General features: G+C 48.2%; 19 protein-coding genes and 1 pseudogene. 14 read left to right on the top strand and 6 right to left on the bottom strand.

The annotated features are described in order from the left end of the window. Window positions 1–139 precede the first annotated feature (139 nt). Window positions 140–1,003 carry a DnaJ C-terminal domain-containing protein gene (locus EAO38_RS04585; protein WP_121021551.1) on the top strand — a complete coding sequence of 288 codons (864 nt, stop codon included), beginning with the start codon at window positions 140–142 and terminating at the stop codon, window positions 1,001–1,003. Between the two features lie 10 nt (window positions 1,004–1,013). After that, window positions 1,014–1,379, top strand: coding sequence for a heat shock protein transcriptional repressor HspR (locus EAO38_RS04580; protein ID WP_121021549.1), 366 nt, complete (start codon window positions 1,014–1,016; stop codon window positions 1,377–1,379). Window positions 1,380–1,531: 152 nt separating this feature from the next. Here EAO38_RS04580 and EAO38_RS04575 read toward each other — a convergent pair whose 3' ends face one another. Genes EAO38_RS04575 through EAO38_RS04560 form a run of 4 tightly spaced genes read right to left on the bottom strand, consistent with a single transcriptional unit; the run spans window position 1,532 to window position 5,117 of the window. Beyond that, window positions 1,532–2,473, bottom strand: a complete 942-nt coding sequence (locus EAO38_RS04575) for a 5-oxoprolinase subunit C family protein (protein ID WP_121021547.1) — start codon at window positions 2,471–2,473, stop codon at window positions 1,532–1,534. Beyond that, window positions 2,466–3,197: a 5-oxoprolinase subunit PxpB gene (gene pxpB / locus EAO38_RS04570; RefSeq protein WP_121021545.1), complete on the bottom strand. Its 732-nt coding sequence runs from the start codon at window positions 3,195–3,197 to the stop codon at window positions 2,466–2,468. The genes EAO38_RS04575 and pxpB overlap by 8 nt, the downstream gene beginning before the upstream one ends. After that, a complete protein-coding gene (locus tag EAO38_RS04565) occupies window positions 3,197–4,363 on the bottom strand; it encodes an NRAMP family divalent metal transporter (protein WP_121021543.1) in 1,167 nt (388 codons plus the stop codon). The genes pxpB and EAO38_RS04565 overlap by 1 nt, the downstream gene beginning before the upstream one ends. Continuing rightward, entirely contained in the window at window positions 4,353–5,117 is a 765-nt protein-coding gene (locus EAO38_RS04560; protein ID WP_121021541.1) for a LamB/YcsF family protein, read from the bottom strand. Before EAO38_RS04560 ends, EAO38_RS04565 begins: the two co-directional genes overlap by 11 nt. A gap of 117 nt (window positions 5,118–5,234) precedes the next feature. Between EAO38_RS04560 and ndk the strand changes: the two genes are divergently transcribed. The 10 genes and pseudogenes from ndk (at window position 5,235) to rplS (ending at window position 10,417) form a co-directional block, all read left to right on the top strand. After that, on the top strand, window positions 5,235–5,633 hold the full coding sequence (gene ndk / locus EAO38_RS04555; protein ID WP_121021539.1) for a nucleoside-diphosphate kinase: 399 nt from the start codon (window positions 5,235–5,237) through the stop codon (window positions 5,631–5,633). A 6-nt stretch (window positions 5,634–5,639) separates the two neighbouring features. Next, a complete protein-coding gene (locus EAO38_RS04550) occupies window positions 5,640–6,017 on the top strand; it encodes a hypothetical protein (protein ID WP_121021638.1) in 378 nt (125 codons plus the stop codon). 9 nt (window positions 6,018–6,026) lie between these two features. Further along, entirely contained in the window at window positions 6,027–6,173 is a 147-nt protein-coding gene (gene rpmF, locus EAO38_RS04545) for a 50S ribosomal protein L32 (protein WP_121021537.1), read from the top strand. A gap of 19 nt (window positions 6,174–6,192) precedes the next feature. After that, window positions 6,193–7,220 (top strand): annotated as a pseudogene (plsX, locus tag EAO38_RS04540) (phosphate acyltransferase PlsX). 16 nt (window positions 7,221–7,236) lie between these two features. After that, complete coding sequence (locus EAO38_RS04535) at window positions 7,237–8,235, top strand: beta-ketoacyl-ACP synthase III (RefSeq protein WP_121021536.1); 999 nt, start codon at window positions 7,237–7,239, stop codon at window positions 8,233–8,235. Between the two features lie 53 nt (window positions 8,236–8,288). Continuing rightward, window positions 8,289–8,519, top strand: coding sequence for a 30S ribosomal protein S16 (rpsP, locus tag EAO38_RS04530; protein ID WP_121021534.1), 231 nt, complete (start codon window positions 8,289–8,291; stop codon window positions 8,517–8,519). A 6-nt stretch (window positions 8,520–8,525) separates the two neighbouring features. Beyond that, a complete protein-coding gene (locus tag EAO38_RS04525) occupies window positions 8,526–8,798 on the top strand; it encodes a KH domain-containing protein (RefSeq protein ID WP_121021532.1) in 273 nt (90 codons plus the stop codon). Then, a complete protein-coding gene (gene rimM / locus EAO38_RS04520) occupies window positions 8,788–9,321 on the top strand; it encodes a ribosome maturation factor RimM (RefSeq protein WP_121021530.1) in 534 nt (177 codons plus the stop codon). The genes EAO38_RS04525 and rimM overlap by 11 nt, the downstream gene beginning before the upstream one ends. Beyond that, window positions 9,321–10,055, top strand: a complete 735-nt coding sequence (gene trmD / locus EAO38_RS04515) for a tRNA (guanosine(37)-N1)-methyltransferase TrmD (protein WP_121021528.1) — start codon at window positions 9,321–9,323, stop codon at window positions 10,053–10,055. The genes rimM and trmD overlap by 1 nt, the downstream gene beginning before the upstream one ends. Further along, window positions 10,052–10,417 carry a 50S ribosomal protein L19 gene (rplS, locus tag EAO38_RS04510; RefSeq protein ID WP_121021526.1) on the top strand — a complete coding sequence of 122 codons (366 nt, stop codon included), beginning with the start codon at window positions 10,052–10,054 and terminating at the stop codon, window positions 10,415–10,417. Before trmD ends, rplS begins: the two co-directional genes overlap by 4 nt. Window positions 10,418–10,558: 141 nt before the next feature. Here rplS and EAO38_RS09340 read toward each other — a convergent pair whose 3' ends face one another. Beyond that, a complete protein-coding gene (locus tag EAO38_RS09340) occupies window positions 10,559–10,684 on the bottom strand; it encodes a hypothetical protein (protein ID WP_268877817.1) in 126 nt (41 codons plus the stop codon). 190 nt (window positions 10,685–10,874) lie between these two features. Continuing rightward, a complete protein-coding gene (locus EAO38_RS08895; RefSeq protein ID WP_162982680.1) occupies window positions 10,875–11,033 on the bottom strand; it encodes a hypothetical protein in 159 nt (52 codons plus the stop codon). Window positions 11,034–11,246: 213 nt separating this feature from the next. Between EAO38_RS08895 and EAO38_RS04500 the strand changes: the two genes are divergently transcribed. Together EAO38_RS04500 and EAO38_RS08890 are read left to right on the top strand one after the other, a co-directional pair. Further along, on the top strand, window positions 11,247–11,516 hold the full coding sequence (locus EAO38_RS04500; protein WP_205588349.1) for a hypothetical protein: 270 nt from the start codon (window positions 11,247–11,249) through the stop codon (window positions 11,514–11,516). A gap of 10 nt (window positions 11,517–11,526) precedes the next feature. Beyond that, a complete protein-coding gene (locus EAO38_RS08890) occupies window positions 11,527–11,697 on the top strand; it encodes a hypothetical protein (RefSeq protein ID WP_162982679.1) in 171 nt (56 codons plus the stop codon). The last annotated feature ends 819 nt before the right edge of the window (window positions 11,698–12,516 follow it).

Genomic DNA, 12,516 nt, shown 5'->3' with positions numbered 1-12,516 from the left:
AGCGCAATAACCTTAATCCTGCGTTAGTTGATTGCTCTTATTATGCACATCTTAATTAACGCGCCCAGTTTAAATAAAATTGATACTATAAGACTAAAGTTTTATGCTATAATAAATTAACTTTATGCAAAGGACATACATGGGAAAAAGTTTATATGAGACCTTAGAAGTGAGTGAGGGGGCCAGTACGGAGGAGATCAAAAAATCCTATCGCCGTTTGGCGCGCAAATACCATCCCGATCTCAACAAGAGCAAGGAAGCCGAAGAGAAATTCAAAGAGATCAACGCGGCCTATGAAATCTTGAGCGATAGCCAAAAACGCGCCCAGTACGACCGCTTAGGCGATAGCATGTTTGGGGGGCAGAATTTTAGCGACTTTGCACGCGCCAGAGGGGGAAATTTTGATGATATTCTCTCCCAAATTTTTGGGAGCGGGGGATATGGCTTTGGGGGGGGGTTTGGGAATGCCTTTAGCGCAAATTTTGGGGGGGGCTTTAGCCCTAAAGTGGATTTGGACATTCAAGCAGATATTCAAATTGGCTTTAAAGAAGCCGTGTTGGGCGCAAAACGCAAGGTACAATTAAATCATGACAGCTTTGAAATCAAAATCCCCGCGGGGGTCAAAGAGGGTGAGGTGCTGCGCGCGCGCGGGCGCGGACACCAACAAGGGGGCATGCGTGGTGATGTGCTTTTAAGAGTACATGTGTTAGAGGACAATGAGTACACTAGAGAGGGCGATGACCTCATCAAATCCTTTGATCTGCCCTTAAAAATCGCACTCTTTGGGGGTAAAATGGAAGTGCAAACGCTTTATAAAGAGGTGAGTCTTAAGATCCCCCCCAATACCAAGAACGCGCAAAAATTCCGCCTAAAGGAGCTTGGAGTGAAGAACCGCAAGAACAATGGCATGGGGGATTTGTATTTAAAAGCCAATGTAGTTTTACCCCACACCGATAGCATGAGCGCGCAATGCAAACAGGTGTTGCAAGAACAATTACCCTAAAGGATTTGAAATGCTAGATTATGACGCGCCCCTTTATCTGATCAGCGTGGTGGCTAAGATTTTAGGGGTACACCCCCAAACTCTACGCCAATACGAAAAAGAGGGCTTGCTAGAGCCCAAGCGTACCGATGGAAAAATGCGTCTGTATTCTCAAAGAGATGTAGACAAGATCAAGACAATCTTACGGCTCACTAGAGACATGGGGGTGAATTTGGCCGGAGTGGATATTATCTTGCGTCTTAAGGATCGCCTTGATGAGCTCGATCGCCTGAATGAAGAGTTGCAAACCCATCTACAAAAGAACGCTCCTACAAAATCCGAAGTCAAGAGACTTGAAAAGACTTCTTATGAGTTGATCTTGTTTAAGAAGTCCTAGTTAGCTACGCAGCTTTTTTAGCGCGCTGTCACAGTTCCATAGAATGTCTTTTTTAAGAAACTCTTGACAAGGTCGCAACACGCACCGGTACCTGCCTCCAAATGCTACATGGCAATCTCATAAGCATCGCTGATATACTGGTGGATCTGTCTTTAAACTTGTATTTGTGCCTTGAGGGCGCATAGGCGCGCGTAAAACTCTTGGTATTGCTTTTGTGCGTCTTGCACACTGGTAGCCATGAAGCGCACTCTGTCTTTAGGGCGCATTTGGGCAAGGGTAATCAGAGCGGCTTTTAGCAGTGTGGCGATTTTGGGGTAGCCCCCCGTTGTCTGGCAATCAGCCATCAGCACAATGGGTTGTCCATCTGGGGGGACTTGAACACTCCCCATCACTAAGGGTTCAGAGATCATCTCTGTAGAATCTCTATAAGCTAACTGTGAGCCCTCTAAACAAATACCCATCCGATCGGATCGCACTTTGATTGTGTATTCTGTTTGTAAAAAATCATGAAGGCTACTTGGGGTAAAACGCTCTTCTTGAGGGCCAAGACACACCCTCAAATCAGCACTGGAAAGATAACAGGGCCGTGAATCCTCAGGCACTCTTCTAAGCCGATACTCAGGGCGCACGACAATGTGTAAGCCATCGCCATTTTGCAAGGCCCGCCCCCTTAGACCCCCCATGCGTGCACGCACATCCGTAGCCTTGCTCCCACACATTGCGGGTACATCAATGCTGCCAGAAAACGCCACATAGGCGCGTACACCTGCAACTAAACCCCCAAAACTCAAAACATCTCCCTTTTTGACACGGTGTGATTCCCAATTAGCGATGTCTTGATCATTAAGCTTTGGTGTGAGATTAGCCCCAGTGATAGCGATGTGCATTTCCTCTAAAAATTCTAGGCGCGCGCCCACATAGGTCATCTCTAACAAAGCTTGGCTAGCAGCATTGCCCACTAAGAAATTTGCCACAGAAGCGCTAAATTCATCCATAACACCGCCTACCGGGATACCAAAGCGCATATAACCCTTGCGCCCCAAATCTTGAATACTGGTGAATAAACCCGCCTCTAACACTTTGACATTAACCATGTTTTAACCCCTGTGTGCATTTGGGAGTGTATATGCCCTCTTGAACTTGTCGGGCGATTTCGTGGTAATCTTCTATGCCAATGGGTACAAAGCGCACGCGATCACCAGGTTGCAGAAAAACGGGAGGGTCTTTGGCGGGGTTGTATAGCTCAAGAGGCGTTCTAGCAATAATTTGCCAACCTCCAGGGGATGTAAGCGGGTAAATTCCTGTTTGCATGCCCGCAATGCCAATAGACCCAGGAACAACTCGCATTCTAGGTGTGGCTAATCTAGGTGTAGCTAAAGAAACATCTAGCCCGCCTAAATAGGCAAAGCCGGGTAAAAAGCCCAACATATAAACCAAGTAGGTAGGCGCGCTGTGTCGGCGGATCACTTCTTCAATCGAAAGTTTGGTATGGGCACACACGAAGGCTAAATCCTCCCCCAATTCTGGGGTATAGCAAGCCGGGATTTCTACTAGATGACAAGGCATTTCTAGGTTTTCTGCGTCTAAATCCAAATGATCTAAAATATCGATCAAGTGCTCATACGAACACGCTAAGGGGTCGTAGTGGATCAGCAAAGTACAATAAGCACTCACGAGCTCTACGATGCCGTCTATCTTTTGTCGTTCTAGGGCAAGGCGCGCTTTTTGGATTTGTGCGTGGATTTCAGGGCTAATCTGTTTTCCAAATTCTAAAAGTAACGCACTCTGCCCGCACACAAAATACCGGACCCCCTTCATTAAAATACACTCCCCAAATGCTTCAAAGAAAGCCCTCCCAAATAGGCACTAAAAAGCACCACCACTACACCCAAGCACGCTAAAATTTTAGAATGCTGGTAAGAACCCACCAAATCTTTTTTATACCCTGCGATGAGCACGACCCCCAAGCTTAAGGGTAAAATTAACCCATTGAGCGCGCCGGCTATAATGAGCAGAGCTATAGGTCTTTGAATTAGCATGAACAATAGAGTTGAAACCACAATGAAACCAATGATACAACCATTTTCATGCGCTCTGACAAGGGCAAACCCCTTTAAAAAAGACACGCTGGTGTAAGCCGCCCCTACAATAGAAGTCAGACTCGCAGCCATAAACACCATCCCAAAGATTTTATACCCCCAATCCCCCGCTGCAATTTTAAAGGCACTTCCAGCCGGGTTAGCTTTATCTAAAACATGCCCAGCGTCCAACACACCCAACACGGCTAAAAAAAGTAAGAGGCGCACCAAAGTGGCGATCCCAATGCCTAAATAGGCAGAAAAATCCACTTGTTTGAGATCATGTTTGACCCCAGAATCCAAAAGGCGATGCCCCCCTGCAAAGATGATATAGCCCCCTATTGTACCCCCACTGAGAGTCAAAACCGCCAAGATAGAAAACTCACTGGGCATGATCGCTGCTTTGACCACCTGCGTTAGGGGGGGCGTGGTGGAAAGGGCGATGTAACCCACCAAGAGGATCATCAAAGCACCTAGAATTTGGGTGAGTTTATCCATAAGTGCCCCCGCCCTTTTAGAAACAAAGATCAGCATTCCTAAAGAGGCCCCCAAAAGCGCGCCGCTTTTGAGATCTAGACCTGTGAGTATCTGCATGCCCAATGCTACCCCCCCAACATTACCCACATTGAACACCAACCCCCCAAAACAAATAAAAACGATGAGCAACCCGCCTAACCCGGGCAACACTGCGCTAGCAATCTCATGCCCTCTTTTTTGGGAGACAATCAAAATACGCCATACATTCAACTGTGCGATTAAAGACATCCCCACGGAAAGCAGGAGCACGCAGGCAAAAGAACTGCCTAAACTTTGAGTGAATTGGGCGGTTTGGGTGAGAAAACCCGGTCCGATGGCAGAAGTGGCCATGAGAAATGCCGCGCCTACGAAAGCAGATTTAGAGTTCATTGAAAGACTTGATAGAAATGTGTTGGCTCTCTAAGGCTTGGCGGATTTGCCGCGCAAGCTCTAAGGCTTCTTTGTGATCGCCATGGATGCAGATTGAATCGGCCTGAATCTCTATATTTGTGCCATCAATGGTTTTAACTCTACGATCAACTACCATGCCAAGCACCTGCTCAACGGCTTCTTTAGGATCGCTCACTAGGGCTTTTGGATGGGCGCGTTCCACTAGGCGCGCATTTGGATAATAGCGTCTGTCTGCAAAGACCTCTTGGGCGACTCTTAGGCCTCTTTTTTGGGCTTGATTGGCCATGACACTCCCGCTCAAGCACAAAATAACCAAGTTGGGGTCATAATCCTCTATGGCCTCTAGGATCGCTGTGGCTAGAGATATGTCATGGGCAGCTTGGTTGTAAAGGCTCCCATGCAGTTTGACATGCTGCAAGGAGTATCCACAGGCCTTAGCAAAGGCACCCAGCGCACCCACTTGGTAGAGCACATAAGCCCTAGCTTCCTTAGGGCTAATTTCCATTTTGCGTCTCCCAAAGCCCAATAAATCGGGGAAACTCGGGTGCGCACCCAGACCCACACCTAAAACCTTTGCTTGTTTAGCAATCTTTTGCATGATCAAAGGATCGCCAGCATGCCAGCCACAAGCACAATTCACACTGCTCACCTGCGCCATAATGGCCTCATCATCCCCCATGCGATAACAGCCAAACCCCTCTCCGATGTCGCTGTTTAAATCTACTCTCTTCATGTTAGAATTATACTACAAGTATGGAAGGTGTGTTTCAACCCATGGGGAGTTTAAGCTAAAAATTTTGCAGTTGTTGTTATAATGGGCACTTTTAAGATTTGAGTTTTAAGGATAGCAATGGCGCAGACCCTCTCCATCATCAAGCCAGACGGCGTGAAGAAGCGCATCATCGGCAAGATTATCACCCGGTTTGAAGATGCCGGCCTAGAGGTAGTCCAAATCAAGCGATTACGCTTGGATGTTGCTCAGGCGCAGGATTTTTATGCCGTGCACAAGGAACGCCCTTTCTTCAAAGATTTAGTGGCTTTCATGACAAGTGGAGAGGTTGTGGTGATGGTGCTTGAAGGGGAGGATGCCGTGGAAAAGAATCGCGAGCTAATGGGCGCGACTGATCCAAAGGTTGCTAAACCGGGCACGATTAGGGCGGATTTCGCACAGAATATTGACGCTAATGTGGTGCATGGGAGTGATAGCGCGCAAAACGCCCAGAGAGAGATTGCATTTTTCTTTGCTTGATTGGCTGTGAAATTAGAAATGCGTAAAATCGGGGCGGTTGCCAAGCCTTTCTGTCTCAAAGAAGAGGGGTTGTGTTGGGAGGGGGGAGTCTCCCGGGTGGGGAGCAAGCTTTACTTAATAGAGGGGGTTTTGCACGGGCATTTGCAGGTGCAATGCGCCTTAAGTGGGGTGTTTTTTGACAAGTCCATTTCTCAAGAAATGCTCTTGTGTGTGAGCGATGGCCTGTACACCAGCGCGGGGCGGGAATGTTATGTAGGGGGTAGGGTGATAGATAGCATGGACGTAGTAGAGAGCTTTGATGGGCGCATCGATTTGAGCGCGTTGTTGCGTGCAGAGATTCAGTCCATCCAACAAGACTACCACTACGCTAACCAAATTCAATAAGGGAGAATTATGGCAGTTCCTGATAGACGTGTGAGTAAAACGAGGGGTAGAAAGAGGCGCACACATTATAGTGTGAAGCTGGCGACACCTGTAAAGAACAAAGATGGGAGTTGGAAGTTGCCCCATTTTACCAATAAATTTACAGGGGCTTACTAAGTGATCCCGGGTTAAGACAATGAAGATTGTCATTGACATGATGGGGGCGGACCTGGGAGTCCTGCCCATCATTGAGGGCGTGTCTAAAGCCTTGGGATCTGTCGCTTTCAAACCCGTTTTAGTGGGTGATGAGAGCAAGGCTAAGGCGTTCATTTCTAAGGACCTAGCCTCTAAAGTGGAAATTATCCATTGTCCAGATTATATCCGCATGGAGGAGCATGCCACGGATGCCCTCAAGCGCAAGGAGTCTTCCATCTTTGTGGCGATGAATATTTTAAAAAATGGTGCGGACGCTTTGGTCTCAGCCGGGCATAGCGGGGCCACGATGGGCTTGGCAACCTTAAGGATCGGGCGCATTGAGGGCGTGAATCGCCCCGCACTTTGCACCCTCATGCCCTCTGTCAAAGAGCGCGCCAGTCTGTGCCTAGATGTGGGGGCTAATACAGATTGTAAGGCAGAGTACCTCTTAGACTTTGCCATCATGGGCTACCAATATGCTAAAGACGTATTGGGCTATGAAAACCCCACCGTGGGACTTCTTGCTAATGGAGAAGAAGATAGCAAGGGAAATTTGATCACTAAAGAAGCCTTCAAACTCATCAGTGAATACCCCCTCTTTAGCCAACACAAGGCAGAAACCCCTATTTTTAAGGGTAATGTTGAAGGTAACGACATCTTTGAAAATGTAGTAGATGTGGTGGTGTGCGATGGATTTGTGGGGAATGTGGTCTTGAAAACTACCGAAGGCACGGCCAGCGCGATTGGATCGGTCTTTAAAAATGAGATCAAACGCAGTTTGGGAGCCAAGCTGGGCGCGTTTTTACTCAAGGAGGCTTTTTACACCCTCAGGCAAAAGACAGATTATGCCGAATACGGGGGCGCACCCTCTTGGGGGTGAGTAAAGTGGTTATTATCAGCCATGGCAAAAGTAACGCGAGGGCGATGGAGTGTGCCATTTATCAAGCGATCAAAGCGAAAGAAAGCGGGGTGTGCGAGAAAATGGCCTTGGCCTTTGAACACAAGCAACCCCCTCAAGAAGTGCCCTAGGTTAAAAGGAAGAGACATGCCCTATGCAGCCCTGAAATCTGTAGCCTCCTATGTTCCCCAAGTTTGCGTGAGGAATGACGCTTTTGAATCCCTCTTGGACACCAGTGATGAGTGGATTCAAAAGCGCACGGGTATCCAGACTCGCTATTTTGCCACCAGTCAGGAACAAAGCAGCGATTTAGGAGTTCGGGCAGCTGAAACTGCCATTGAGCGCGCTAAGATTACCAAAGAAGACATTGACTTGGTCTTGGTGGGCACGCTCAGCCCTGATTACATGTGCATGCCTTCTACAGCCTGCGTTTTAAGTGCTAAGCTGGGTCTGCAAAACACCCCTAGCATGGACATCATTGCCGCATGTAGTGGGTTTATCTATCTTCTGGCCTGCGCTAAAGCCTTTGTGGAGAGTGGCATGTATGCGCATGTCTTGATTGTGGGGGCGGAGCGTTGTTCTAGTGTGCTGGACTTTGAAGATCGCAGTACCTGCGTACTGTTTGGAGATGGGGCAGGAGCATGTGTGATCGGACGTACAGACAACCCTAAAGAAAGTATTTTAGATGTGAAGATCGCCTCCAATGGCCAGCATGCCAATTATCTTTACACGCCAAGAACCCTTAAAAACAGCCCCTTTATCCAGCAGGAAGCCCCCCAAGCCCAAGCCCTTCAAATGAAGGGTAATGAGGTCTTCAAGCTCGCCATCAAAACTCTGCTCAAAGATGTCGAAGAGATTTTACAAAGCAACGCGATCACTCCCGAGGAGATCACCTATTTCATTCCCCATCAGGCTAATTTGCGTATCATCCAAGCCGTTCAAAACCAATTGTCCTTCAGCGCACAACAAGTGGTTTTGACCGTGCAGAAGTATGGCAATACCTCTGCGGCCAGCATTCCAATGGCCATGAGCGATATTTACGAACAAGGCAAACTCAAAAGAGGGGACTTGATGCTCCTAGATGCCTTTGGAGGGGGGCTGACGTGGGGTTCGGCCCTGGTGTACTACGGGGGCGATCAAGCTTAATTTTAGGCATGAGGCGTTAGAATGAGCACTTTTGAAAAAAGAAAGGATTAGCCATGACAGTTGTCAGACTCACACGCGTGGGGCGCAAAAAAAAGCCTTTTTATAGGGTGGTGGTTACAGATTCGCGTAAAAAACGCGATGGAGGTTGGATCGAATCGATTGGGTATTATAACCCTTTGAGTAATCCTAAGGTGGTACAGATCGATCACGCCCGCTTGGACTACTGGAAGGGTGTGGGGGCTAAAATGAGCCAGAGGGTAGCTAAACTAGCCAAAGGATCATAGACTCTAATGCAAGAGGGCGCATGTGTAGAGGCGTTCGTCTTGGAATATTGCAAGAAAATCGTAACCTACCCGCAAGTCGTAGAAGTACGCTCGCAACTTGTAGAAGAGCATTTGAAAGAAATTGCCATTTACACCAATCCGGTGGACATGGGGCGCGTGATCGGCAAAGAAGGCAGGATCATTAGTGCGCTTAAGGCGTTTATTTCGGGCATGAAGGCCAAGGATGGCCTGAGCTATAAGATCGTGGTGTTGGCTTCTGAGAACCCCTATGTACTCTAAAGAAAACTTGGTAGTAGTGGGGCGCTTGGGCAGGGCGGTGGGTCTGAAAGGGGGGCTAAAGCTGACCCTAGAGGGGGATTTCACCCAATGCCTGCAGACGGGGGTGTGCGTGTATGTCTATAGCCCTATTCTCCATGCACCTCCCCCCATCCCCCTAACGATTGCGTGTTACCAGCCCCAAAGGGGCTTGATCTTCTTTAAAGAAGTCCAAAGTTTGGAACAAGCTAGGGGTTTTGTGTGCTGGGTGATGGCGATGAGTCAAGAGGACAGCCTTCGACTTTGCCCTTTGCAGGAGGGGGAGTTTTTATACTTTCAGCTTGTGGGCTTGCAAATTGTGGAGGCTCAAGAGGTGTTGGGCGTGGTGGCGCGTATTGAGAGGCTGGCTAACACGGACTACCTCTTTGTGCAAGGCCCACATAAACTTTTTCTTATTCCCTATATTGACACTTATGTTAAGGGAGTGGATTTGAACGCGCGTTGTATTTACACTACCCACGCCAAGGGGCTTTTAGAAGAGAGTTGATGCGCTTTAGTTTTCTCACCCTTTTCCCCAAACTCATCACCTTTTATTTTGAAGACTCTATTTTAAGGCGTGCCCTAGATAAACAGATTTTTAGCCTAGAAATTTTTAACATGCGCGACTTTTCTCCCCATAGGTTCCAGCGCGCGGATTTTGCCCTTGTGGGTGGGGGAGCCGGGCAGATTTTAGACCCCTACATGGTAGAAAATGCACTACAGCATGCCCAAAGCCCTAGCGCACATGTAATCTTCTTAACCCCTAGTGGGAAACGCTTTTGCCAACAAGATGCCAAACGTCTAGCGACATACCAACATCTAGTGCTGGTATGTGGGCGTTACGATGGGTTTGATGAACGTGTGATAGAAACCTACGCCAATGAGGTCTTGAGCGTGGGAGACTTCGTGCTCACAGGGGGTGAATTGGCAGGTTTATGTCTTTGTGATAGTGTTGTGCGCTTGTTAGAGGGCACTTTGGGCAACGCACGCTCTTTGGAACAAGAAAGCTTTGAGGACAACGCTTTAGAAGCCCCTAATTTTGCCCGTACTCCCCTTTTAAACACACCAAGTTGCGTGCATTCCGGGACAATTTCAGAGTATTCAAAGGGAAATCATGGCAGAATAAAGAACCTTATGCGCGATTTATCCATGGATAGGACGCGGTTTCACGCCCCTAGTCTCTATGCCTTGAATCGCTCGCTACACACTTTTCAACACATGGACCAGAAAGGGCATCGATGAAGAACCGCTATATCCAATACTTTGAAGACACTCAGATCAAGAGCCAGCCCCCTACTTTCAAAGCCGGCGATACGCTTAAGCTAGGAATCCGTATCCAAGAGGGCGACAAGGTGCGTACACAATATTTTGAGGGCGTGTGTATCAGCTTGCGTGGGGCGGGTGTGGATCGCACCTTTTGCGTGCGCAAGATCGGCGCAAATGGTATCGGAGTGGAGAGGATTTTCCCCCTTTATGCAGAAAGCCTAGTGAGTATTGAAGTCTTGCGCGTGGGGCGTGTACGCCGCGCTAAACTCTATTATTTGCGCACGCGTAGGGGCAAGGCCGCTAGAATTAAAGAAGTGCGCAAGAAGGAACTCGTTTAGGCTTTAGCCCTCAAGACTCTCTTCTCAAGAGAGCGCTCTTTTTTGGGCGTGAGGATACGCGTTGAAATTGCTCCCCTTTTTCTCGGCCCTGAAGAGACAAGCAGAAACTAGAGAATAGGTCGACTTTGGGCATTTTATGCTCTAATCTAGTTTTTTCCACACCACATGCCCGTTAATCCCATGCTTTTCATAGACGCTTAAGACCTCTTCTAAAAAGGCGACTAATTCTACCTCCCCTGCTTCTTGGGCGCTCTCAAGCAGGCGCATAAACATTCTCTTGCCCGTCTGAAGTTTGGTTAAAATTCTTTTTTAAGAAATTATGCCTAGCGCATAGGGTTTGCCCATTTTCTAAGCTAGCTTGCCCCCCCTAAGTCTTTGGGTTTAATGTGATCTACATGCAGTTCTACCCCCTCTTTTTTCCCTGCTCCACAGATGACACAAGCATACCCGTCTCTCTCTAAAATTTGATGCGTTTGCCCTGTTGGTGCAAGGATCCAATCCCCCGATCCGGATCTCTCCAGCTCACCCCCCGATGCCCCAACAACGCCCCAATATTGCCCGGCACGCTATAACGCAACAAAGTCCACGCGCGCAAAAGCGGGGTAAAGACCACCATCGCCAAAGGCCTTAAAAGGGTCAAACTCAAAAGTGCTTGGTAATGCCAATGTGCTTGTGGCTTTAGGAGATGTGTACCTCAATGGCTAGGGTGTGGCGCAAGATTACCAAGAACGATCAAGGGGCATGCAAACGGGCAACTAAGACGAGTATTATTTAAGTATTATTTAAGTATTATTTATATGCCTTTAAAAAAAAATAAACGGAGGTTTATATGGCTGAAGATAAAAGCGATAATAGCGTATTAGCGGCTGGGACGGGCGCAACTGCTGGGGCGGTTGGGGCTGTAGGCGCGGTAGCGGCTAGTGGTGTTGCTGGGCTAGGGGCAACGGGAATTACAAGCGGTCTAGCGGCTGTGGGCTCAGTTGTAGGCGGAGGTATGGCCGCTGGTTTGGGCGTGGTGGCTGCCGCGCCTGTGCTTGGTGCTGCTGCTGCTTATGGAATCTATAAAGCTTGTAGCAGCGATGATGAAGACGAGGAATAAGGAGGTTTCCATGCCCATTATGCACAATGGAAAATCAGATTGTTTAACGCCTAAGGATTTGCCAATTGGCACGCCAAGTACGGGCAGTATTATAGGAACCGCTCTTCTTGGTGCTGCTGCTGCTGCTTATGGAATCTATAAAGCTTGTAGCAATGATGACAAGAAAGAGGAGAGCAAATAAACAGAGCCTTGTGGCTTTGGGAACGCGCGCTTGGCTTTTGCGCGCTCTTAAGCTCTAAGAGTGTTCTAACCCCCCCCTCTTGGGTTTTGGTGTAGAGTTCTTTAGTTTGCCTTTTAAGTTTTCTTTGGGCAAGATAGGAGCGATTAAAGGGCTCATCTGTAGAAGTCAGTACGGGATTAAACTTAGCACTATAAGCGGACAGGTTCGTGCTATCGCCCTTTAATCCCCTCGGGGGTATTCCCCTTTATCCTTTTGCAACTTGTGATGATCCATGTGTTACCCCCTGTCCTACCCCTTAGACAACCCTGCTAGTGGTGTTCATCACCCCTTTTAAGCCATATGGTGTCAATGCCATCCGCATAAATAGATTTACCATTGTTCACAATCTCTTCTAACCCCTAGCCAACTTCTCCAAAGGGTTACTGCCTATACAACACTAGCCGGCTTAAACGAGACGCTTAGATCGTTGCGCCGGGCAAGCGCCACGCTTGCCTCTGTTGTTATAAAACCATCGCTGCGCAACGGGAAGAGTATTCTACTCCCCTCGGCTAGCTTTGTGCTCCCTTATGACGGGTTAGCGCGCGGGTTTAAGGGGCATCAATCTTGCTTGGCTAACTTGCGCACTCGCACTCGCAAACGGGGTAAATCTTGCTTGCTAACGGGGTTAAGCAGAATGCTTAACCCCGGCTCGTCTGTTTCTTGCTAGCTCGCGTACAAAACTCTAAATCCTTTTCTAGCCCCTCGGTGTAGATCAACAACGCCTTCACATACTCCAATAACCCTAAATCCTTTGCCGGTCTAACCGGCTTGACAATGTTA

The organism is Helicobacter vulpis, from assembly GCF_003660395.1.
GTDB lineage: Bacteria > Campylobacterota > Campylobacteria > Campylobacterales > Helicobacteraceae > Helicobacter > Helicobacter vulpis.
Note: the sequence above shows the minus strand (reverse complement) of the source record. Positions and strands in the feature narration are given on the sequence as shown.

What these genes read in the sequence shown, in the direction of transcription:
- EAO38_RS04560 (WP_121021541.1), bottom strand. Translation starts at nt 5,117, where the DNA reads ATGAAGAGAGTAGATTTAAACAGCGACATCGGAGAGGGGTTTGGCTGT.
- rplS (WP_121021526.1), top strand. Translation starts at nt 10,052, where the DNA reads ATGAAGAACCGCTATATCCAATACTTTGAAGACACTCAGATCAAGAGC.
- ndk (WP_121021539.1), top strand. Translation starts at nt 5,235, where the DNA reads ATGGCGCAGACCCTCTCCATCATCAAGCCAGACGGCGTGAAGAAGCGC.
- EAO38_RS09340 (WP_268877817.1), bottom strand. Translation starts at nt 10,684, where the DNA reads ATGCGCCTGCTTGAGAGCGCCCAAGAAGCAGGGGAGGTAGAATTAGTC.
- rpsP (WP_121021534.1), top strand. Translation starts at nt 8,289, where the DNA reads ATGACAGTTGTCAGACTCACACGCGTGGGGCGCAAAAAAAAGCCTTTT.
- EAO38_RS04500 (WP_205588349.1), top strand. Translation starts at nt 11,247, where the DNA reads ATGGCTGAAGATAAAAGCGATAATAGCGTATTAGCGGCTGGGACGGGC.
- EAO38_RS04535 (WP_121021536.1), top strand. Translation starts at nt 7,237, where the DNA reads ATGCCCTATGCAGCCCTGAAATCTGTAGCCTCCTATGTTCCCCAAGTT.
- EAO38_RS08890 (WP_162982679.1), top strand. Translation starts at nt 11,527, where the DNA reads ATGCCCATTATGCACAATGGAAAATCAGATTGTTTAACGCCTAAGGAT.
- EAO38_RS04565 (WP_121021543.1), bottom strand. Translation starts at nt 4,363, where the DNA reads ATGAACTCTAAATCTGCTTTCGTAGGCGCGGCATTTCTCATGGCCACT.
- EAO38_RS08895 (WP_162982680.1), bottom strand. Translation starts at nt 11,033, where the DNA reads ATGGTGGTCTTTACCCCGCTTTTGCGCGCGTGGACTTTGTTGCGTTAT.
- EAO38_RS04580 (WP_121021549.1), top strand. Translation starts at nt 1,014, where the DNA reads ATGCTAGATTATGACGCGCCCCTTTATCTGATCAGCGTGGTGGCTAAG.
- rpmF (WP_121021537.1), top strand. Translation starts at nt 6,027, where the DNA reads ATGGCAGTTCCTGATAGACGTGTGAGTAAAACGAGGGGTAGAAAGAGG.
- pxpB (WP_121021545.1), bottom strand. Translation starts at nt 3,197, where the DNA reads ATGAAGGGGGTCCGGTATTTTGTGTGCGGGCAGAGTGCGTTACTTTTA.
- trmD (WP_121021528.1), top strand. Translation starts at nt 9,321, where the DNA reads ATGCGCTTTAGTTTTCTCACCCTTTTCCCCAAACTCATCACCTTTTAT.
- rimM (WP_121021530.1), top strand. Translation starts at nt 8,788, where the DNA reads ATGTACTCTAAAGAAAACTTGGTAGTAGTGGGGCGCTTGGGCAGGGCG.
- EAO38_RS04525 (WP_121021532.1), top strand. Translation starts at nt 8,526, where the DNA reads ATGCAAGAGGGCGCATGTGTAGAGGCGTTCGTCTTGGAATATTGCAAG.
- EAO38_RS04585 (WP_121021551.1), top strand. Translation starts at nt 140, where the DNA reads ATGGGAAAAAGTTTATATGAGACCTTAGAAGTGAGTGAGGGGGCCAGT.
- EAO38_RS04575 (WP_121021547.1), bottom strand. Translation starts at nt 2,473, where the DNA reads ATGGTTAATGTCAAAGTGTTAGAGGCGGGTTTATTCACCAGTATTCAA.